The following is a 20525-nucleotide window of genomic DNA, read 5'->3' as shown; positions in this document are numbered from 1 at the left end:
AGAGCGCTTTAAATAAAAAAGGCACCCTCTGTAATCGTAGGGTGCCTTTTTTATATTATCCGAGCGTGTTCGATGCGGGAGCTGATAATACTATGTTAGTTAATAATGTTTCTTGTTGGCAAAACAATCGATACAGCTGTAATTGATTTTTTGCTCTGACTAAATTATGGCTGGCGTAAGTGGTTTTAAAATACTGATCGCCATTTAAAAAATCAGTTAAAAATCGAATACTGAGCATAAACGGCATCAACTTAATGCCAAATATTAAACTTTTGCGTTCAATTTCGCTGAGCGAGCCATTAAAACCGGCAATGTAGGCATTGGTTAACGCGGTCAATATGTCAAAATTAAGGCTCATATTACCGAGTTCAGCACTATCTTCGGCAATTGACGCACAGCAGCTGCGTATCATATCGCCAAAATCATGCATCACATAACCTGGCATACAGGTGTCTAGATCAATCACTGCCACGGGCTGCTTGGTTGCTTTACTAAAAAGTAGATTGTTAATTTTAGTGTCGTTATGGGTAACTCGTAACGGCAGGTCTTTAGTGATTTCAGCGATACTGTCGATAAAGTCTTGCTGCGATTGAACAAAGTTAATGCTTGTCTGAGCGGCTATTAATAATGTATCTGCAGCGTTTGCTAGTGCTTGTTGAAATTGCTTTATTCGCATTGATAAATCATGAAAATTTACTATGATTTCAGCTAAATTTTCACTGTCAAAATCACTGAATGCGGCAGTAAATTGTGCAAAGGCACTGGCAACCGCACTGGCTTGATCGAGGTTAGTGATCGACTCTAGGGTATAACACTGGGGAATATAATGCAGGCTACGCCAATATTGCCCTTGTACTTTGACATGGTTTTTATTATCTATGCTGCGCAGCTGATAAATTGGCGTGAGAGGGTAGCTTTTATGGTCAGACTTAATTTTTAAGTGCGCGCTGATCAGGTCGGCATTATGGGTTACCTGCAGCGGCGCCTTAAAAACCTGTTGGTTTAAACATTGTAAGACAAAGATTTTATTAGTCGTTTGCACTAAGTAAGTGTTATTGATCAGACCATTGCCGAGCAAAGTAATTTTGCAATCGTCTATAGCATAACCAAATTGCGGTAACACTTTTGCGAGTAATTTATAAGGTAAGGCTGAAGTCATATGATTTTTTATTGACCATAAGGCACTATAAATACACGAAACTTTGTTTATATGAAGAGTTTGACCATATAAAAAGTTCGACATATTAAGAGTTCGACAAATTAAGTGGTCGAAATGTTAAGTTATCAACATATTAAGAGATAGTCGCCAAGATGAAAAGTCTTCATTTACTATTAATATTTTTATATTAGCCGCGCTTTACCTCCTGCAGTCCTCATGCTCTTCCCCCTGTGAGATGTTTTTTATTTTTATAGGTCATACTTTTCAGGCAAGATTTTTACAGGGAGGAAACAATGAGAAAAGAAGGAAAAGGTATTTAAGAGATTAAGGGCTGAAAGGGCCTTAAATTCAAAGTAAATGCACCTTGTATTTGGCTGTACTTTACCTCCTGCAGTCCTTATTATCTTCTCCCTGTGAGATATTTTTTATTTTTATAGGTAATACTTTTCAGGCAAGATTTTTACAGGAAGGAAACAATGAGAAAACAAGGAGAAGGTATTTAAGAGATTAAGGACTGAAAGGGTCTTAATCTCAAAGTAAAAGCACCTTGTATTTAGCTGTGCTTTACCTCCTGCAGTCCTCATTATCTTCTCCCTGTGAAATATTTTTTATTTTTATAGGTCATACTTTTCAGGCAAGATTTTTACAGGGAGGAAACAATGAGAAAAGAAGGAGAAGGTATTTAAGAGGTTAAGGGCTGAAAGGGCCTTAAGCTGAAAGTAAAAGCACCTTGTATTTGGCTGTGCTTTACCTCCTGCAGTCCTTATTATCTTCTCCCTGTGAGATATTTTTTATTTTTATAGGTCATACTTTTCAGGCAAGATTTTTACAGGGAGGAAACAATGAGAAAACAAGGAGAAAAAATTTAACGTATTGAAGAGCTGCCAGGGTGGTATTTTAAAGACAAAAGCACCTTGTATTTGGCTGTGCTTTACCTCCTGCAGTTCTCATTCTTTTCTCCCTGTGAGATGGTTTTATCTTTACAGGGAAGAAACCATGAGAAAACAAGCAGAGATAACCCACTTTAATGCCCATGTTTACGCGCTAAACGTTTTAAATTATTAATAGCTTTAGATGACTCGGTATAGGCGAGGACAATTTCTCGGGTCAGTTGCAGGCCGACTATTGGCCTAAACACCACGTCATTACGCTTAATAATCTCACTGTGTGCCGGTAAAAATGCACAACCTAAACCAGCATGGACCAAGCCAAGGGCATAATCTATGGTGGTTATTTTTGCTCGCACGTCAAGACTAATACCGGCCAGCGCTAAGGTATCTTGTAAGTTATTCCAAGCACTGCAAGGTGTACGTTGAATAAAAGGTAAGCCATCGAGCTGTTTTAAAGTTACGGTATCTTTGAGTGCTAATACGTGATCATAAGGCAATACCAGCAAGTAGTCTTCTTGCCACATGTTGATATATTGTTCATTCTCATGGCGTTCGTCTTTTAAAATAATACGTGCGTCAACCTTTTCGGTATGAGGTACTAAAGTCAGCTCAACCATGGGGTTGGCGGAGGTAAAATCTTTTAATAGCAGACTCATGCGCTCAACACCTAAGCCTCGGGTTACTCCTAAGTTAAATGCTTGTTTATCAGTTTTTTCTGAAAAAATACTTTTGATTGCCCCCGCTTGTCCTAGCAGTTGCTTGGCTAACGGAAAAAGCTTTTCCCCTTGCTCTGACGGCGTTACACCACGGGCATGACGAATAAAGAGTTGCACACTAAGTTGCTGCTCTAATTGTGCTATTGCTGCCGATATTGAAGGTTGGGCAATAAAGCACGCTTTTGCGGCAGCACTAAAGCTTTTTAGTTCGTATACTGAAATAAAATAATTGAGTGACTTTAAATCCATAGCGGCCTTTGCTGTTTTGGTGTTTTTATATGTATAGAAAAAAACTATAACAGGTAAAGGAAAAGAATATTTTAACTTTGGCTAGTTTTTGCTTATTATTTCTGCACTTTATGTTGTATAACTTTTTTTAGCTTATTTTTTAATATCTTAAATCGTCTTACAACACTAATTTTAAACCACCATAATAATAACTATTCCCCGTGGAGATAAGATGTCTGATCGCAATCAATTGGTGAAAGAAAATTTTATCAATTTTGTTCGAGCTCGAACGTTACCTAAATCAACTTGTGTTTTAAGCCCTAGTGATGTTGGATTAAGTTCAGCTGAAGTTATTGACCTATTTGAAACGCAAGTCATGAGTCGCCACCTTGACTTGCAGTCACGGGTGATGCAGAAAAAAGGCCAAAGTTTTTATACTATTGGTAGCTCGGGTCATGAGGGCAATGCCGCTTATGCCAAGGCATTTCGGCCGACAGATATGGCATTTCTACATTATCGCAGTGCCGCGTTTGTTATTCAGCGTAGTAAGCAAGTGCCGGGACAAACCATTTTATACGACATGCTGTTGTCTTTTGCCGCATCAAAAGATGATCCTATCTCTGGTGGTCGTCATAAGGTGCTGGGTAGCAAAGCATTGGCTATTCCACCGCAAACCAGCACCATAGCTTCACATTTACCCAAAGCCATGGGCGCTGCTTTTAGTATTCCGCTAGCAGAGCGTTTAGCGCATCAAGGCGAAATTCCAAACGATGGCGTGATTATTTGTAATTTTGGTGACGCTTCATCGAATCATTCAACCACACAGGGGGCAATTAACAGCACGGCTTGGGCGGCGTATCAGTCGATCCCTATGCCGATTGTTTTTGTCTGTGAAGATAACGGCATTGGTATTTCAACCGCAACACCGGAAGGTTGGATTGCGGCTAATTATGCCAATAGAGCCGGTTTAACTTACCTCTATTGTGATGGCTTAAATATTTTAGATACTTACCAAACCGCCAAAAAAGCCGAACGTATTGCTCGAGAATTACGCAAACCGGTGTTTTTACATATTCGCACCGTGCGTATACTGGGCCATGCGGGCTCTGATGCTGAGTTCGTTTACCGTGATATCGCCGATATTACCGCAACAGAGTTTCAAGACCCGCTACTACACACCGCGCGCATTATTTTAGAAAACAATATTTTAATGTCAAAAGAGCTGATTAAAATTTACCAAGACGTTGAAAGTCGTATTGCGGTTATTGCTGAAAATGCCGCTAGCAAAGCAAAGCTGACCAGCGCTGAGGCGATAATGGCGAGCATTGTCCCCCAGAACCACAAAGCACTAAGTTCAATAGCGGTCAGTGATGAAACTCGCGCAGCAATTTTTAGTCATGAGCAACATAATCTGCCTAAAAAGCAGCATTTAGCCAAATTGATTAATTGGACATTGATGGACTTGATGGCTGAATACCCCAGTATTGTAATGTGCGGTGAAGACATTGGCAAAAAAGGTGGCGTTTATAACGTTACGGCTAAACTATGCGAACGTTTTAGTAAGAACCGAGTGATCAATACCTTATTAGATGAGCAAACGATCTTAGGTACCGCGATTGGTTTAGCGCATAACGGGTTTTTACCTATTCCTGAAATTCAATTTCTGGCTTATGTGCATAACGCGGAAGATCAAATTCGTGGTGAAGCGGCCACCTTACCATTTTTCTCTAACGGCCAATTTACCAATCCTATGGTCATTCGTATTGCCGGTTTAGCTTACCAAAAAGGTTTTGGTGGTCATTTTCATAATGATAACTCGTTTGCCGTATTTCGTGATATTCCAGGCTTGATCATTGCTTGTCCGTCAAATGGCGCTGACGCGGTTGAAATGATGCGCGCCAGTGTGCGCTTAGCGCAAGAGCAGCAACGCATGGTGATATTTTTAGAGCCAATAGCCTTGTACATGGCGAAAGATTTACATCAAGAAGGTGATGGCTTATGGACTTTTGAATACCAAGCGCCAGCATTGGCAGATCAGAGCATTGATTTAGGCGTTAAGGTCGCAGGCTCAGGTCAGCAAGTGTGTATTTTAACTTATGGTAATGGCAATTACTTATCGCGCCAAGCACAAGCCAAGTTAGCGGAGCAGGGTATTGATGTGCGTGTGGTGGATTTACGTTGGTTAGCACCACTAGATGAGCCAGGTATTTTGGCGCAAGTAAATGCTTGTGAGCATGTGATTATTGTTGACGAATGTCGTCAAACCGGCTCAATTAGTGAAGCCTTAGTGACCTTAATTCATGAACAAATAAGCCAGTGCCCAAAAATAAAACGCGTTACTGCCAGTGACAGCTTTATACCTCTTGGCGCGGCCGCTTATGAAGTGTTGCCATCGGTTGAAAATATTATCGCTGCCGCCAAGGAGATGTGCCAATGAATTCGTCAGTCAAAAATAGCGCTGAAACAAGCGTGAAAAAAATGCATAACACCAAGCAAAGAGCGGTAGTGATTTGTCCAGGGCGTGGTACTTACAATAAAGAAGAATTAGGTTATTTACAGCGTTTACATAGTGATAAAACCGAAATAATTTCTTTGATTGATGATTTTCGTGAGTGCCAAGGACAAACAAAAGTCTCTGAACTTGACGGTATGGAAAATTATAGCATGCGTACACATACCGCGGGCGAAAATGCTTCTGCGCTTATTTATGCTTGTGCGCTAGCAGACTTTCAAGCGATTAATAAAGCCGAGTTTGATATTGTCGCAGTGACAGGAAACTCGATGGGTTGGTATATCGCGTTGGCTGTAGCGGGCGCTTTAAAACCAGCTAAAGCTATTGAGTTAATTAATACCATGGGCTCGATGATGACGACAGAGCTTATTGGCGGGCAAATGATTTACCCGATCATTAACGACGATTGGCAAATTGAGCCAGCGCAAGAGCAAAAAATAATGCAATGGCTAGCAGAGGCAAATCAACAAAGTGGGTGTGAGGTTTATCTGTCAATTAATTTAGGTGGCTACCTTGTTTTTGGCGGTAATAAAGCGGGTTTAAAAGCCTTAGAAAGCCTATTACCTGTAGTGCAAGACCGCTACCCCATGCATTTGTTTAACCATGCGGCTTTTCATACGCCGCTGCTTAGTGATGTCTCAAAACGTGCAATGTCGTTAATGTCAGCTGAACTTTTTAATGCCCCTGAAATACCGTTAATCGACGGTCTAGGACAAGTGTGGCAACCTTATAGTTGTGACGTTGAGCAGTTACATCGTTACACGCTTGCTACTCAAGTTGTTGAGCCTTATAACTTTTCAAAAGCGATAGCAGTGGCAATTAAAGAGTTTGCACCTGATAAGCTGATTATTTTAGGCCCAGGTGCGACCTTAGGCGGTGCTGTAGCCCAAAGCTTGATCAGTCATCATTGGCTTAATTTACAAAGTAAGGCTGACTTTATTGCTCAGCAAAAACAAGATCCTTTTATACTCGCTATGGGTTTAGCAGAGCAACGTAAAAAGGTTGTAAAATAAGTCGATTTCGACAGGTATTATTTTAGGCTAAGTAGCGGTTACAATTTTCATGTAAAATAAAATAGCCGAAAAAATATTTATTTTATACAATAGACAAAAGCAATTTCCGTTTCGAGTTAATTAATGATAACAAGCCGTAAAAAAAATGAAGCAGAGTTAATACTCGCCTTTAAAGCATTACTAAAAGAACAGTGTTATGGCTCGCAAAGTCAACTTGCTGATGCTTTAGCCGAGCAAAGCTTTAAGAACATGTCGCAGGCGAAAATTTCCCGCTTGTTATCTAAACTTGGCGCAGTGAAAATGCGAAATGCTAATGATCAAGTGGTCTATATTCTGCCAGACGAGTTAGCGGTACCAAAATCAAAACAAGCTATTCAATCTGTGGTGATCAGTGTTAAACATAATAATATGCAGATTATTTTAAAAACAGGGATTGGTGGCGCGCCATTAATTTCAAGAATGTTAGATAGTTTAGGTGAATCAACCGGTATTTTAGGTACGTTAGCCGGTGACGATACTATTTTTATCGCGCCAACAGATGTGCATCGTATTGATGAAATAACTAAAGATATCAGCTTGTTGTTAGGGGTATCAACACAATAATTTAGCTTACTATATTAAATGCCTGCTTAACCTGATAGGCATAAACATCAACTGAAAATAGTTTTAAGCTATCAGTATTTGTAGGTCGGACTTTAGTCCGTCAACTGTTAAGCAAGTAATTAACAAGATGTGCCAACAAACATCTGCAGCACATTGTTGTTGTCGTTCGCATTGATGCGAAGACGGTTAAATTTCATTTAACCTGATGGACTAACGTCCAACCTACATCGAGCCTACGGGTGATAAGGTAAATTTAAGCCATTGTTTTTGTAGGTCGGACTTTAGTCCGTCAACTGTTAAGCAAGTAATTAACAAGATGTGCCAACAAACATCTGCAGCACATTGTTTTTGTCGTTCGCATTGATGCGAAGACGGTTAAATTTTATTTAACCTGATGGACTGACGTCTAACATCGAGCCTACGGGTAATAATGTAAATTTAAGTCATTGTTTTTGTAGGTCAGGCTTTAGTCCATCGCATTGATTTATAAGTATATTTAGTGTGGCGGCTCATTATGTTAAACCGCCTCTTTAATAACGTAAATACCTGTCCACAAGGCTTAGTTATTAGCATGGCTCTATATCGATACTGTGTCAAACACCAAGCGAGTTTGACTATAAAAAGGTTGTTCTGGCCGTACAATGGTGTTGTTTATATTAGCACCCGTAACACGATTAGCTAAGCGTTGTGGTTCAAAACAAAAGGCTGAATGTTGTTGATAAACGCAGTGCTCTTTGCCGGTTTGGCTGCCATTAATATAGTTAGCTGTGTATAAAATCAAGCAGGACTGATCGCTATATAGCGTTAATTGCCGGCCAGAGTTAGGCTCGAAGGCTCTTGCTGCAAACACCTCTCCACGGATGGCATTATCATCGATTAACCAATAATTGTCGTATCCTTTAGCGATAACCACTTGTTCGTCGTCTGAGTTAATATTTTTAGCTAAAGCCGTCAACTGGCTGAAGTCGTGTGCGCTATTTAGCACGGCTCTAATTTCACCTGTTGGGTAAATAGTTTCATTCATCGGTAAAAAGTGCGTGGCGTTTATTTGAATCTGGTGCTGATAGATATCACCAGATTGATGTCCTGCGAGGTTAAAATAGCTATGCTGAGTTAAATTAATCACAGTGGTTTTATCAGTATTGGCAAAGTATTCCACTGATAATTCGTTGCTGCAATTGAGGCTATATTTTACTTTGAACTCGACATTACCCGGAAAACCGTTATCACCATCAAGACTAGTATGTTGCAGTATTAAGCTGACCTTTTCAGCCAAACTTTCACTTGTTGCCTGCCAAAGTTGTTTGTTTAGCGCCTGATGGCCACCATGAAGTTGATTGTCATTATTATTGATATCGAGCTGATAAATTTTATCGTCAATAGACAACAGCCCTTGATCGATCCTACCGGCATAACGGCCAATAATAGCACCTAAATAGTAAGGGTCGCTTTCATAAGATTCCACGTCATCGTAGCCCAACACGATATCGCTTGAAACCGCATTTTTATCTAAGGTTTCTAAAGCAACAATAATGCCGCCGTAATTACTAATTTTTACTCGCACACCATTAGCATTTGATAAGGTAAAAAGTGCTGCGCTTTGGCCATTACTTAAGGTGCCAAAGTCCTGTTGAGTAATGCTTAGGCGGTTTATATTGGGTTTATTTGGCATGATCTGTACCACTATCGACGATAATAAGGACACTATAGCAAATATTTTTATGGCTTTACTAGCGATACAAAATTATTGTCAGGCACTAATTTAAATAAACAACAGTGAGTGATAAAACTAACTGTTGTTTTTTTTGCCTGGATACTTAATGACTGCGATTAGCCGCTATATGCGCCAATGAGATTAAGGCTTGTTTATATGCTGATTCAGGCAGTATGGCAATGGCACTAATGGCTTTATCCGCTTCTTGCTCGGCTTTATCTTGGGTATAAACTAAAGCGCCAGTTTGTTTCATCGCGGCGAGTATATCGTCTAAATGCTCCATACCATCGCCATGCTCAATCGCGCTGCTGATCATATTTTTTTGTTGTTCATTACCATGTGCCATCGCATATAAAAGTGGCAAAGTAGGCTTACCTTCGGCGAGATCATCTCCAACATTTTTTCCCATGGCTTTTGCGTCAGCGGTATAATCCATAATGTCGTCAACCAGCTGAAAGGCAGTGCCTAAATGTTTACCATAATTTAGCATGGCCATTTCTGTTGCTTCATCTTGCTTGGCAATAACCGCAGCAAGTCGCGTGGCGGCTTCAAATAATTTAGCTGTTTTGCAATAGATAACCTTCATGTAGCTATCTTCTGTGGTATTTGGGTCATTACAATTCATTAATTGCAGCACTTCACCTTCAGCAATAATATTGGTTGCATCGGATAAAATATCCATGATTTTTAAGTTGCGTAGTTCACTCATCATTTGAAATGAACGAGAATATAAAAAATCACCTACCAACACGCTAGCACTATTGCCAAACATAGCATTGGCGGTTTCACGGCCACGACGCATATTTGACTCATCGACAACGTCATCATGTAGCAAGGTTGAGGTATGGATAAACTCAACGATTGCTGCAAGTTGTAAATGCTCATTGCCTTGATAGCCAATGGCTCTTGCTGCTAATACTGTCAGTAGGGGGCGCATACGTTTGCCGCCGCCATTGATAATATAGACGCCTAATTGATTAATAAGCGCCACATCAGAATGAAGTTTTGAAAAGATAAGATCGTTGACAGCTGTCATGTCTTGTTGAGCCAGAGTTTGGATATTTTTGATATTCATAGAACGTAACAAGTTACCTTAGATATACTTTAGTGTTAGAATACTAGTAATTTCACGGGGTAATTTTACACGAAATTCATGACGATAGAAGTTTTCTGAGTGATAAGTTTTTAAATTAGTAAAAATAACAATAAATCATTACTTTTATACTTGCTCTCATTAATTTCTTCGCGTAGAATTCGCGCCCTATAATTTTAAATTTAAGCGTCGTCCATAGATGATGACGCAGTACGGAGTAGCTATGTACGCGGTATTCCAAAGCGGTGGTAAACAGCATCGTGTAACTGAAGGCCAAACAGTTCGTTTAGAGAAAATTGAACTTGAAATTGGTGCTGCAGTAGAGTTCGAAAACGTTTTAATGATCGCCGATGGCGAGAGCATCAATGTAGGCGCGCCTTACATTGCTGGTGGTAAAGTTGTTGCTGAGGTTGTAAACCAAGGTCGCGCTGACAAAGTTAAAATTGTTAAATTTAAACGTCGTAAGCATTCACGTAAAGAAGCGGGCCATCGTCAATGGTTCACTGAAGTGAAAATTACTGGCATCAACGGCTAACTAGGAGCGATTTACAATGGCACATAAGAAAGCTGCGGGTAGTACACGTAACGGTCGTGATTCAGAGTCTAAACGCCTAGGCGTTAAGCGTTTTGGCGGCGAAGCTGTTTTAGCGGGTAACATCATTGTTCGTCAACGTGGTACTCGTTTCCACGCTGGTAGTAACATGGGTATCGGTAAAGACCACACTCTATTTGCTTTATCTGCTGGTAAAGTACAATTTGAAGTTAAAGGTCCTAAAAACCGCAAGTTTGTAAGCATTGTTGCTGAGTAGCAATACGCAAACTTATAAAGCCCTGCTTTTACGCAGGGTTTTTTTTTGCAGGTAATTTATAGTTATTCGTTACAAATTGTATAAAAAATGACATTTTTCAAAACTATTTGAAATAAATCATTTATAATATGTGACAGAAGATAAAATTTTGGAGTGTTTTAAAACACCATGAAATTCGTAGATGAAGTAGAAATTCGCGTAGAAGCCGGAGATGGCGGCAATGGGTTAGCTAGCTTTCGTAAAGAAAAGTTTATTGAGTTCGGTGGACCAAACGGCGGCGACGGCGGTGATGGTGGCGACGTTTACTTAATTGCTGATGAAAGCTGGAATACACTAATCGATTACCGTTTTGAAAAATTTCATCGCGCGAAACGTGGTGAAAATGGCAGAAGCCGTGACTGTACCGGTAGAGGCTCAGAAGACTTGTACTTGAAAGTTCCTATCGGCACACGTGCCGCAGATATTGACACCGGTGAGCAACTCGGTGATTTAACTCACCATGAGCAAGCGTTACTGGTCGCAAAAGGCGGTTGGCATGGTTTGGGTAATACCCGCTTTAAAAGTAGTACCAATCGTGCACCACGTCAAAAAACTGATGGTACTCCAGGCGAAATTCGCAACTTAAGACTTGAGTTGTTATTACTCGCTGATGTTGGTTTATTGGGTTTACCAAATGCAGGTAAGTCCACTTTAATTCGCAGTGTTTCGGCCGCGAAGCCAAAAGTAGCAGACTATCCGTTTACTACCTTAGTACCTAATTTAGGCGTTGTGCGTTTAGACTCTCAACGTAGCTTTGTTATTGCTGATATTCCAGGACTCATTGAAGGTGCCGCTGACGGCGCTGGTTTAGGTACACAGTTTCTAAAACACTTAGAACGTTGTCGTATCTTATTACATGTGGTTGATGTCATGCCAGTTGATTGTTCAGATCCACTAGAAAATGCCAAAACCATTATTGGCGAATTGGAAACACACTCTTCAGAACTTGCTGGCAAACCACGTTGGTTAGTTTTCAACAAGTTAGACTTGTTACTTGAAGAAGAAGCAAAAGAAATTACTGAACGCGTTATTGAAGGCTTAGGCTGGAAAGGTGAAATTCGTAGTATTTCAGCGGTTAATCGCACCGGAACTGACGATTTGTGCCAAGGCGTAATGAGCTTTATTGAAGCCTTACCGCCAGAGGAAGAAGCCGCACCTGCTGATGGTAAAACGGTTGAGTTTAAATGGGATACTTATCACGAAGATACCATTGCTGAACTGGAAGATGATCTTGATGATGAAGATTGGGACGAAGACGAGTACGACGTAGAAGTTGAATATCGTAAGTAATACCAGCTTAAACTAGACTAAATATGGTTTAAGCCTTAACAATAGGCTTAAACGTTAGTACTAAGTGTTAGACAGTGGCTTGTTCAAATAATAAGCCACTAGCCCACCAAGTAAACGTATTGTCACTTATAAAATTTTATACTGAGCAAATAGGGCAATTAACCTGTTTTTTTAGGGTAAATTGCTGCCATGAATTATCTAAACCATCAAAAATATTCAATTGATTTGTTGCCACTGAATTACCGGTTAAAAACTTAATTGCTTGCAATGCTTGCATACCAGCAATAATAGCCAGCACCGGGCCTAATATGCCGATGGTTTGGCAATTGTTTTCTGGTGGCTTCTTATTAGCAGGAAATAAACATTGATAACATGCGCTGTCAGTTATGTTTGGATTAACAAACATATGTTGTCCGTCAAAGCCTGTTGCCGCGCCAATAATTAAAGGTTTTTTATGTTCAATACACTTTTGATTAATCAGGTAACGGGTGTTTATGTTGTCGGTGCAATCAAGCACTAAATCAACCAGTGGCAGATAGTAATCAGCTAATTCTGCGTCGAGCATTTCATCTAGCACTTCGATATTGGTACTGCTATTCAGTTGCTGTAATTTCTCTGCACTAGTGTCAGCTTTATTTTGACCAATATCCGTTTCGTTAAACAATATCTGCCGGTGTAGGTTGCTAAGTTCAATATTATCGCCATCAGCTAAGTAGATATTGCCGACACCGGCGGCATTCAAATAAAGACTAACCGGGTTACCTAAACCACCGACACCGACAATTAACACGCTGGCATTTTTAAGGGCTTGTTGACCTGGTTCGCCAATGTTTTTTAACATGGTTTGACGGCTAAAACGCAATTTTTCCTGGTTGCTAAGCATAGGGTGTGGGCTCCGTATAATGATAACTATGTACTGCATTGGCTTTAAATTGAATATACACCCTTGACTGTGTGGTTAGCGCCATACGTTTTGCTGACCATAAACTTATTTGGGCATAAAACGGCTGCTCGCTAGTGTTTAATGTCACTAACGCATTGGTTTTACCCTGTTGTATTGCACTAATAGTTGCCGGTAGGTGATTTACAATCGAGCTATGCTCAGGTTTGGTCTTACTGATACTAATATCTCGAGCATAAATAATGCAAGGCAACTGCTGACCAATTAAGCGCTGACTATGGCCTTGTTCTAGTATCGGTAAGTAGATATTATAGTTTTTGCTGGTGTTTTTGCTGGTGTTTTGGCTTGCGGGTAGTAATAGTCGCGTTAGGCCGTAATCAGGTAAATGCTCAGCGATAGTTAATAGCAAACTGGTTTTAGGGTTAGTTTCACTATGGCTGTTTAACTGGTGAATCGCTTGGTGAATTGGCGCTACTTGGCTTATTTTCCCTGCCGAAACTACCACCAACTGATCGGCAATATATTGCAATTCACTTAAACTGTGGCTGACATAAAGCATCGGCAGCTGAAGCTGTTGTTGAATCGCTTTTAAAATAGTTAACATTTGTGATTTAGTGCTTTTATCCAAGGCGCTAAAAGGTTCGTCCAATAACAATAATTTTGGCTCGGCTAATAGCGCTCTAGCAATCGACACTCTTTGTTTTTCACCACCAGAAAGCAGCGTGACATTTTGATGCTGTAGTTGCTTTAATTGCGTTAACTCCAGTACCTTTTCAATGCTCAGTTGGCGGTTGCTTTGGCGTTTGGCACCATAAGCTAAATTTTGGTAAACACTTAAGTGTGGAAATAAACGACTGTCTTGAAAAACTAGCCCGATTTGCCTTTTCTCAGCTTTAATAAAACTCTTGTTGTTGCTATTTTGTAGCACTGCACCATTTAACAATACCTGCCCTTTTGCTCGCTGTTCAAGGCCGGCGATAACGCGCAGTAAGGTCGATTTTCCTGAGCCAGAATTGCCATAAATACCGGTAATAGCTGAAATACTAATGTTTTGCTCAATCGTTATTTCCAGATGAGTGAAGGCCAATTTAAATGCCAAGGCTAAGGTTGAAGGGGGAGCATTTTTTGGCTGTTCAACAGTGAGCTGTTCATCGCTTATATCGTTTAAATTATTTGATTTGTCTATGTTGCTCATGTTGCTCATAGCTTTACAGTCCCTTGGTGCTTTTTATTGAGGTTATCACCTAATAAATACACCAAAGACAAGAGTAACAGTGAGGCAATTAATAACCCAGCCGAGAGAAAGTGGGCGTTAGCGTAATTAAAGGCTTCAACATGATCGAATAAAGCGATAGATAATACTCGGGTCTCGCCCGGAATATTGCCGCCAATCATCAGTACCACACCAAACTCACCCACGGTATGCGCAAAGCCTAATACGGTTGCGGTAATAAAGCTGGCTTTAGTTAACGGCAGTACCACACTAAAGAAACGATCTATCGGGCCAGCGCCTAGCATAGCCGCGGCTTCAAGGTGGTGATCGCCGAGCTGTTCAAACGCTTTTTGCAACGGTTGTACAACAAAGGGCAGAGAATAGAGCACTGAGCCGATAACAATGGCGCTAAAACTAAAGGCGAGTTGGCTACCCGTCGCACTTTGCCACAACTGTCCCGGTAAGGAGCTGGGTGAAAAGGCTAAGAGTAAATAAAAGCCTAATACGGTTGGTGGCAATACTAAGGGTAAAGCGACCACGGCTTCAAAAAACACTTTGAATCGACTTTGCCACTTTGCTAAATACCATGCCATTGGCGTACCAATTATCAGCAAGATAACGGTAGTCACCGCTGCCATTTTCAAGGTGGTAATAAGTGCGAGTAAGTCGGCTGAAATATCAGTCATATTGTGTATTGACCTGGCTATTTTTTTGTAGCGATTGTATCGGTAAGTAACCGAGTGGGACTAATTTTTCTTGGTTACTTGCCTGTAAAATAAAATCACTGATCCGCTGTGCTAATTTGACTTGTTGGCTAGATTTAACAATGACTAATTGTTGAGCAATAGGCTGATAATACTCAGGTGGAATAATGATGCCCTGATATTTATTTATGGCTAATTGGCTGTACGCGACAATGCCAAACGGCACCGCTTTACTACGAACTTGCTGAAAGGTTTGGTTGATATTAATGCCAGTGATTAATTTATTTTTCACCTGCGGCCATAACAATAGTTTTTGTAGCGCCTGCTGAGCAGCCTTGCCGTAAGGGGCGGTATCTGGATTGGCAATAGCTAATCTGCCTGAATAATGATTAAGCTCGCTTAAGCTAGATAATGGTCGAGTAGCCGACCACAAGGCAATTTGCCCATAAGCATAAGTTTTGCGACTATCAGCGATTATTAGCTGCTCTTGCTCAAGTAGTTCAGGACGGCTTGAATCGGCAGATAAAAACAAATCAAAGGGTGCGCCGTGTTTTATTTGTAAGTAGAGTGTACCGGTTGCTGCGCTGATAATTTGCAGGTCAATAGCATCTTTTTTTGGCATCTCAGCCAATAATATTTTAAGAGCCGGTGCAAAGTTTGCGGCCACCGCGATACGTAAGGGCTTAGTTTGTTTGGGTTTTTCGAGTGCAGAGACACAGCTGGCGTGTAAGGCCAGCCAAATAATGCATAGTGGGAGTAACTTTTGTCGTAGTTTTGGCATTAACGTCTGCATAAGTGCTATCGATAAAGCTAATGCTAGGTAAACTTTAGGTGTGGTACAAAGTTACATGGGCGATGGCTAGAATCTAACTGCTCAACAATTAATTTGTCCCAAGCGGTTTTACAAGCGTTGGTTGAACCAGGTACTGATAGAATGACCGTGCTATTTGCCATGCCACCAAAGGCACGAGATTGAACGGTTGAAGTGCCAATTTCAGTTAAAGAAATCGCTCTAAATACCTCACCAAAACCTTCAATGTTTTTGTCAAATAAAGGTAATAACGCTTCTGGTGTATTGTCTCTCGCGGTAAAGCCCGTGCCGCCAGTGGTCAATATTACCTGTATAGCGTCATCAGCAATCCATTGAGAAACTACAGCGCGTAGTTGGTAAACATCGTCTTTTGAAATTTCTTTAGCGGCTAAGGTATGACCCGCTGCTTGTAATCGTTCAACCAGTGCTTGGCCCGAGGTGTCGTTGTGCTCTTCTCGAGTATCAGAAACGGTTAATACAGCAATATTTAATGGCACGAAGTCATCGCCACAATGAGTAGAAGATTTGCTAGACATGAGATTTCCTTTGCAAAGATAGTAAATGTTGTGCCTGTTGCCATTGCTCAGGCGTATTGGTATTAAATAAACACTTGCTGTTTTTTGGTGTCACCACTTTATGCGGAATTTGCGCTAACAAACTGCGCACAGAAGGCCCAGTTAAATTTCGCTTGTTGGCTGCTTTATTGGCTGTTTTATTGGTATTGACTTGTTCATGACTAAAGCTTGTTGCTGACTTTAGTGGTGAATCAGGTCGTGATGAAGCTTGTGAATACGGCTTGGTTAAAAGTTGTTGAAAAAACTGTTCAACAAAGGCATTAACCGGTAAATACAAAGGCAAGTAATGATCAGTAAAGTAGCATGCTTGCTGACTCAATTCGCCCACTTGCTTTAATGTTGCAAGTTCTACCGAGGTCATTAAAGGTAAATCTACCGGTAAAATCAATAGTGCTTGGGGTTTAAATTGTTTGATAATACTTTGTATGCCACCGAGTGGGCCCAGGTTTGCAACGAGATCGCCAATACCTTGTTCACCGCCACTAACCAGTACTTGTGAGCTACCAGCCGCCTTGAGTAAAGACATGCTATAACTGAGCATGTCTTGTTTTCCCCGTTGCAAGCTGGCTTTATTTTGTCCCATACGGGAAGATTTACCGCCGGCTAAAACCACGCCTAAGCAGGGTTGAAATAAAGTGTTTGCCACCGCTATTAACCACCCAACATAGCTAAGTTTTTCGTTGCGCCAGTAAGCTTGTCATGTAAAAAATGCGTTTGCTTTTTATCAGTCAACATACTGGTGATAGCCGCTTTTAAAGGCTCAACATCATCACTTTGCAAGTAGTCTTTCAACGACAAGCCTTGTTCAGTAAATAAGCATAAATGCAACTTACCTATCGCACTTATTCGTAAGCGATTACAGGTATTACAAAAATCTTTTGAGTAAGGCATGATTAAACCTATTTTACCGGCATATTCGGGGTGATAAAACTCCTGCGCGGGTCCTGACGCCCGGTCATTAATCACCGGTAACCAACCATCTAAAATCAGATTTTGCTTTATGCGTGAGCCTTGAACGTGTTGAGCATCAAAGAACTCTTTATTATCACCGGTTTGCATTAATTCAATAAAGCGTAAGGTTATTGGTGTGTCTTTTAACCAGGCTAAATAACTGGCGATGTCGTAGCCATTATACTCGCGCATTAATACGGTATTCACTTTAACATCGATATTGCCTGCCGCAACCGCCATATCGATACCTTTGAGGATATGTTTGAGCTTGTCGTGGCCAGTAATCGCATGAAATTGCCTTGGGTCTAAAGTATCAATACTGATATTTATAGCATCAATGCCGGCATCTAACCAAGCAGGTAAATGCTCAGGAAGTTTGTAACCATTACTGGTGATAGCAACCTTTTTAATGCCTGGCGTTTGCTTACATTGCGCAATAATCTCAGGTAAGTCTTTACGTAAAGAAGGTTCACCACCGGTAATACGAATTTTTTCCGTACCCATAGCAGAAAATGCCGAAGCTAAGCGGGCTATTTCAGGCAGTGAGAGAAATTTTCTATCGTTATCACATTGATAGCCATTAGGTAAACAATAGTCGCAACTAAAATTGCATACGTCAGTGATTGATAGGCGCAAGTAGTAAAACTTGCGACCGAAGTTGTCTGTTAACATGTCACCTTTCCAAAGTCGGGAGGTAAACAAGTTTCCTTGTTAACCCTGGCAAACTCAAATTCAAAGTTAAATTTGGTTTACGGCTAAAACAGCATGCTAGTTGCACTGCAACCAATTTAGCTAAGATAGCTCGGCGAAAAAAAATAATATTTTATATCATCTATCTAAATATTTTATATCATCTACTTACAAGCATAGTATGATTGTAATCACTATAACAGAGAAAGACCTTGGTTAAAGTAAATGACATTCAATAATATAATGATTATTTGAAAATTAGATAACTAAGTAAAATCAAACCTTGCTTGAATGCGCTGTCTTAACGCGTTTAGTTAAAGCTAGCGAGATAAAACACAATATAAGTTGGAAGAGTTTATTATGGTTGATTGTTATTCAGCACCTGGATTAATGCCCTTTGAACAAGCATTAGAAACAATGCTAGCGGCTATTACCCCGATTACCGACACTGAAAATATTAGCTTAGCTGCAAGCTTAGGTAGGGTAATATCAACGGACATAACTAGCCCAATTAATGTGCCACCGCATAATAACTCAGCCATGGATGGTTATGCTTTTGCACATACCAGTTTAACAAAGCAAACGAGCCTGGTTTTGGCAGGTCGCTCTATGGCGGGGCAGCCTTATCAAGGGACTTGTGGTGCAGGTGAATGTATTCGCATTATGACCGGCGCTAAAATGCCAGTAGGTTGCGATAGCGTAGAAATGCAAGAAAATTGTCAACTAGTAGGCGAGAGCGTTAAATTTTTAGGGCACAGTAAATTGGCTGACAATGTACGTTACGCTGGTGAAGATATTAAGCAAGCGCAGATAGTTTTTACTCAAGGTCGGCGTTTGTCTGCGATTGATATTGGTGTATTAGCTTCTCTTGGTATTAACCAGCTAACAGTATTTCGCCAACTTAATGTCGCATTAATTGCCACGGGTGATGAGCTAAAAGCATTAGGCGAGCCTTTAGGCAGCGGCGATATTTTTGAAAGTAACAGTTATGCGCTAGCGGCGATGTTAAAAAACTTGAATGTTAATGTGATTAATTTTGGCGTTATTGCTGATGATGAAAACGCCATTAGAGCAGCGTTTATTCAAGCAGATACCCAAGCTGACGCGGTTATTTCCTCTGGCGGTGTGTCGGTAGGTGATGCGGATTATACCAAACTTGTGCTGGAACAAATTGGTGAAATTGCCTTTTGGAAAATAGCCATGAAACCAGGTAAGCCCTTTGCCTTTGGTAAGTTGCCGAACAGTGTTTTTTTTGGCCTGCCGGGTAACCCAGTTTCTGCCATGGTAACCGCTGACTTACTAGCCATGCCAGCACTGGTTAAGCTGCAAAATTGCCATGCAACACCGCCAATAACCTTAAAAGCAAAAACTATCACTGAGTTAAAAAAGTCACCTGGGCGCATGGACTTTCAGCGCGGTATTCTCTCTTATGACAATACAGGCGAGTTAATGGTTAATAGCACCGGCAGTCAAGGCTCAGGCATTTTAACCAGTATCTCGTCAGCCAATTGTTACATCGTTTTACCTGCTGAGCAAGGCCGAGTGCCAGCGGGAGAAACGGTTAATGTGCGCTTGTTTGAGCGTTACTTTGCATCATAATTTATACAAAGTAGCGCTTAAAAAAAGCTACCGGGGATAAAATGTCACAAACTATCTACTTTATCCCCGGTACTATGTGCGATCAGCATTTGTGGTTGCCGGTATGGCAGTTGTTAAAAGAGCAATGTCATGAAGATCACCAGTTGATCTCTTTGGTGATCCCAAGTACTGGTTGCATGGATGAAGTGGTTAGCGCCTTGTCAGATCAAATTGTTGAACATAAGGCGATATTAGTGGGTTTTTCATTGGGCGGCTATATTGCTAGCGCGATAGCGTTAAAGCTGGAAAATAAACTTAAACACTTATTAATAGTATCTAATTTTCCAAAAAACTTACCTGTAGCAGAAATAAAGCAACGTAAACGTACTATCGATTGCATAAGCCAGCGTGGTTATTGTGGTATTCCAGATAAGCGTGTTGATAATTTATTACACCCAGAAATTAAGCAACTTAACCCACAAGTTTATCAAGATATTAAGCAAGTTATCGTCGCTATGGACCGCAAGCTCGGTGTTGATGTCTTATTGCATCAACTCAAGGTTTCTATGCACCGGCCCAATTTATTGCCTTGTTTAACTCGATTATCCCTACCTATTACCTTACTCGTTGGCGATACGGATAACTTAGTTGATCTTGCCTCATTAAAACAAGAGCAGCATGGCGCAAACAATGTCTCGTTGAAAGAAATTACTCATACCGGTCACATGCTACCGTTAGAATCACCGCAAGCGCTCGCTACAATGCTACTGTATTTATTGGCCAGTTAACGCTACTTTTTGTTAGCTGCAAAGTTGTTATACCAGTTCCATTAAGTTTGTGATCTTGTTGTGCGCAAGAAAAATAACTCAAGGTAAGGCGCTCGATTAAGCAATAGCTGGCTATTGGGATTGAGAGCAACACAGCCTTGAGCTATTTTAACTAGTACAAGTGAGCAATAACTTAATGGGATTGGTATTATACCAGTTCCATTAAGTTTGTGATCTTGTTGTGCGCAGGAAAAATAATTCAAGGTAAG

Annotated in this window: 20 protein-coding genes and 1 riboswitch; of the genes, 8 read left to right on the top strand and 12 right to left on the bottom strand. The window is 40.7% G+C overall.

Annotated elements, in window-relative coordinates:
- Window positions 1-55: 55 nt before the first annotated feature.
- Window positions 56-1159, bottom strand: a complete 1104-nt coding sequence (locus ESZ39_RS07955) for a phosphotransferase enzyme family protein (RefSeq protein WP_191321728.1) — start codon at window positions 1157-1159, stop codon at window positions 56-58.
- A 1024-nt stretch (window positions 1160-2183) separates the two neighbouring features.
- Window positions 2184-3014 (bottom strand): LysR family transcriptional regulator, encoded by an 831-nt coding sequence (locus ESZ39_RS07950; protein WP_146879380.1) that lies wholly within the window; start codon window positions 3012-3014, stop codon window positions 2184-2186.
- Window positions 3015-3225: 211 nt separating this feature from the next.
- On the opposite strand from ESZ39_RS07950, the gene ESZ39_RS07945 reads away from it, so the two are divergent.
- From ESZ39_RS07945 to argR, 3 genes are all read left to right on the top strand, one after another.
- Window positions 3226-5430 (top strand): dehydrogenase E1 component subunit alpha/beta, encoded by a 2205-nt coding sequence (locus ESZ39_RS07945; RefSeq protein ID WP_146879379.1) that lies wholly within the window; start codon window positions 3226-3228, stop codon window positions 5428-5430.
- The gene (locus ESZ39_RS07940) at window positions 5427-6518 is read left to right on the top strand and encodes an ACP S-malonyltransferase (RefSeq protein WP_223270292.1); all 1092 of its coding nucleotides are present in this window, start codon (window positions 5427-5429) and stop codon (window positions 6516-6518) included. Before ESZ39_RS07945 ends, ESZ39_RS07940 begins: the two co-directional genes overlap by 4 nt.
- Before the next feature lie 123 nt (window positions 6519-6641).
- Window positions 6642-7121 carry a transcriptional regulator ArgR gene (gene argR, locus ESZ39_RS07935; RefSeq protein WP_146879378.1) on the top strand — a complete coding sequence of 160 codons (480 nt, stop codon included), beginning with the start codon at window positions 6642-6644 and terminating at the stop codon, window positions 7119-7121.
- Window positions 7122-7698: 577 nt separating this feature from the next.
- On the opposite strand, the gene ESZ39_RS07930 is transcribed toward argR, so the two are convergent.
- Window positions 7699-8793 (bottom strand): aldose epimerase family protein, encoded by a 1095-nt coding sequence (locus ESZ39_RS07930; protein WP_146879377.1) that lies wholly within the window; start codon window positions 8791-8793, stop codon window positions 7699-7701.
- Window positions 8794-8938: 145 nt separating this feature from the next.
- On the bottom strand, window positions 8939-9910 hold the full coding sequence (gene ispB, locus ESZ39_RS07925) for an octaprenyl diphosphate synthase (RefSeq protein ID WP_146879376.1): 972 nt from the start codon (window positions 9908-9910) through the stop codon (window positions 8939-8941).
- Window positions 9911-10151: 241 nt separating this feature from the next.
- On the opposite strand from ispB, the gene rplU reads away from it, so the two are divergent.
- The 3 genes from rplU (at window position 10152) to cgtA (ending at window position 12066) form a co-directional block, all read left to right on the top strand.
- Window positions 10152-10463 (top strand): 50S ribosomal protein L21, encoded by a 312-nt coding sequence (gene rplU, locus ESZ39_RS07920; protein WP_077285540.1) that lies wholly within the window; start codon window positions 10152-10154, stop codon window positions 10461-10463.
- A gap of 16 nt (window positions 10464-10479) precedes the next feature.
- Entirely contained in the window at window positions 10480-10737 is a 258-nt protein-coding gene (gene rpmA / locus ESZ39_RS07915; RefSeq protein ID WP_146879375.1) for a 50S ribosomal protein L27, read from the top strand.
- Between the two features lie 168 nt (window positions 10738-10905).
- On the top strand, window positions 10906-12066 hold the full coding sequence (cgtA, locus tag ESZ39_RS07910) for an Obg family GTPase CgtA (RefSeq protein ID WP_146879374.1): 1161 nt from the start codon (window positions 10906-10908) through the stop codon (window positions 12064-12066).
- A 136-nt stretch (window positions 12067-12202) separates the two neighbouring features.
- Here cgtA and ESZ39_RS07905 read toward each other — a convergent pair whose 3' ends face one another.
- From ESZ39_RS07905 to moaA, 7 genes are all read right to left on the bottom strand, one after another.
- Complete coding sequence (locus ESZ39_RS07905; protein ID WP_146879373.1) at window positions 12203-12949, bottom strand: HesA/MoeB/ThiF family protein; 747 nt, start codon at window positions 12947-12949, stop codon at window positions 12203-12205.
- On the bottom strand, window positions 12942-14162 hold the full coding sequence (gene modC / locus ESZ39_RS07900; protein WP_191321727.1) for a molybdenum ABC transporter ATP-binding protein: 1221 nt from the start codon (window positions 14160-14162) through the stop codon (window positions 12942-12944). Before modC ends, ESZ39_RS07905 begins: the two co-directional genes overlap by 8 nt.
- Before the next feature lie 5 nt (window positions 14163-14167).
- On the bottom strand, window positions 14168-14866 hold the full coding sequence (gene modB / locus ESZ39_RS07895) for a molybdate ABC transporter permease subunit (RefSeq protein WP_146879371.1): 699 nt from the start codon (window positions 14864-14866) through the stop codon (window positions 14168-14170).
- Complete coding sequence (gene modA, locus ESZ39_RS07890) at window positions 14859-15665, bottom strand: molybdate ABC transporter substrate-binding protein (RefSeq protein ID WP_191321726.1); 807 nt, start codon at window positions 15663-15665, stop codon at window positions 14859-14861. Before modA ends, modB begins: the two co-directional genes overlap by 8 nt.
- 35 nt (window positions 15666-15700) lie before the next feature.
- Window positions 15701-16231, bottom strand: a complete 531-nt coding sequence (gene moaB / locus ESZ39_RS07885; RefSeq protein ID WP_146879369.1) for a molybdenum cofactor biosynthesis protein B — start codon at window positions 16229-16231, stop codon at window positions 15701-15703.
- The gene (locus ESZ39_RS07880) at window positions 16224-16916 is read right to left on the bottom strand and encodes a molybdenum cofactor guanylyltransferase (RefSeq protein WP_223270291.1); all 693 of its coding nucleotides are present in this window, start codon (window positions 16914-16916) and stop codon (window positions 16224-16226) included. The genes moaB and ESZ39_RS07880 overlap by 8 nt, the downstream gene beginning before the upstream one ends.
- 5 nt (window positions 16917-16921) lie before the next feature.
- Window positions 16922-17893 (bottom strand): GTP 3',8-cyclase MoaA, encoded by a 972-nt coding sequence (moaA, locus tag ESZ39_RS07875; protein WP_146879368.1) that lies wholly within the window; start codon window positions 17891-17893, stop codon window positions 16922-16924.
- Window positions 17880-18041, bottom strand: a riboswitch (molybdenum cofactor riboswitch). It overlaps the preceding gene by 14 nt.
- 230 nt (window positions 18042-18271) lie before the next feature.
- On the opposite strand from moaA, the gene moeA reads away from it, so the two are divergent.
- Together moeA and ESZ39_RS07865 are read left to right on the top strand one after the other, a co-directional pair.
- Window positions 18272-19510 carry a molybdopterin molybdotransferase MoeA gene (gene moeA, locus ESZ39_RS07870; protein WP_146879367.1) on the top strand — a complete coding sequence of 413 codons (1239 nt, stop codon included), beginning with the start codon at window positions 18272-18274 and terminating at the stop codon, window positions 19508-19510.
- A 41-nt stretch (window positions 19511-19551) separates the two neighbouring features.
- On the top strand, window positions 19552-20277 hold the full coding sequence (locus ESZ39_RS07865; RefSeq protein WP_146879366.1) for an alpha/beta fold hydrolase: 726 nt from the start codon (window positions 19552-19554) through the stop codon (window positions 20275-20277).
- A 41-nt stretch (window positions 20278-20318) separates the two neighbouring features.
- Here the strand turns inward: ESZ39_RS07865 and ESZ39_RS17975 are convergent.
- On the bottom strand, window positions 20319-20525 hold a 207-nt coding region (locus ESZ39_RS17975; protein WP_223270290.1), incomplete at its 5' end, for a hypothetical protein.

Origin of the sequence: Colwellia sp. C1TZA3 (assembly GCF_007954265.1) — a bacterium.
Classification (GTDB): domain Bacteria; phylum Pseudomonadota; class Gammaproteobacteria; order Enterobacterales; family Alteromonadaceae; genus Cognaticolwellia.
The sequence above is the reverse complement of the archived record's forward strand: the minus strand, read 5'-3'. Positions and strand labels throughout refer to the sequence as shown.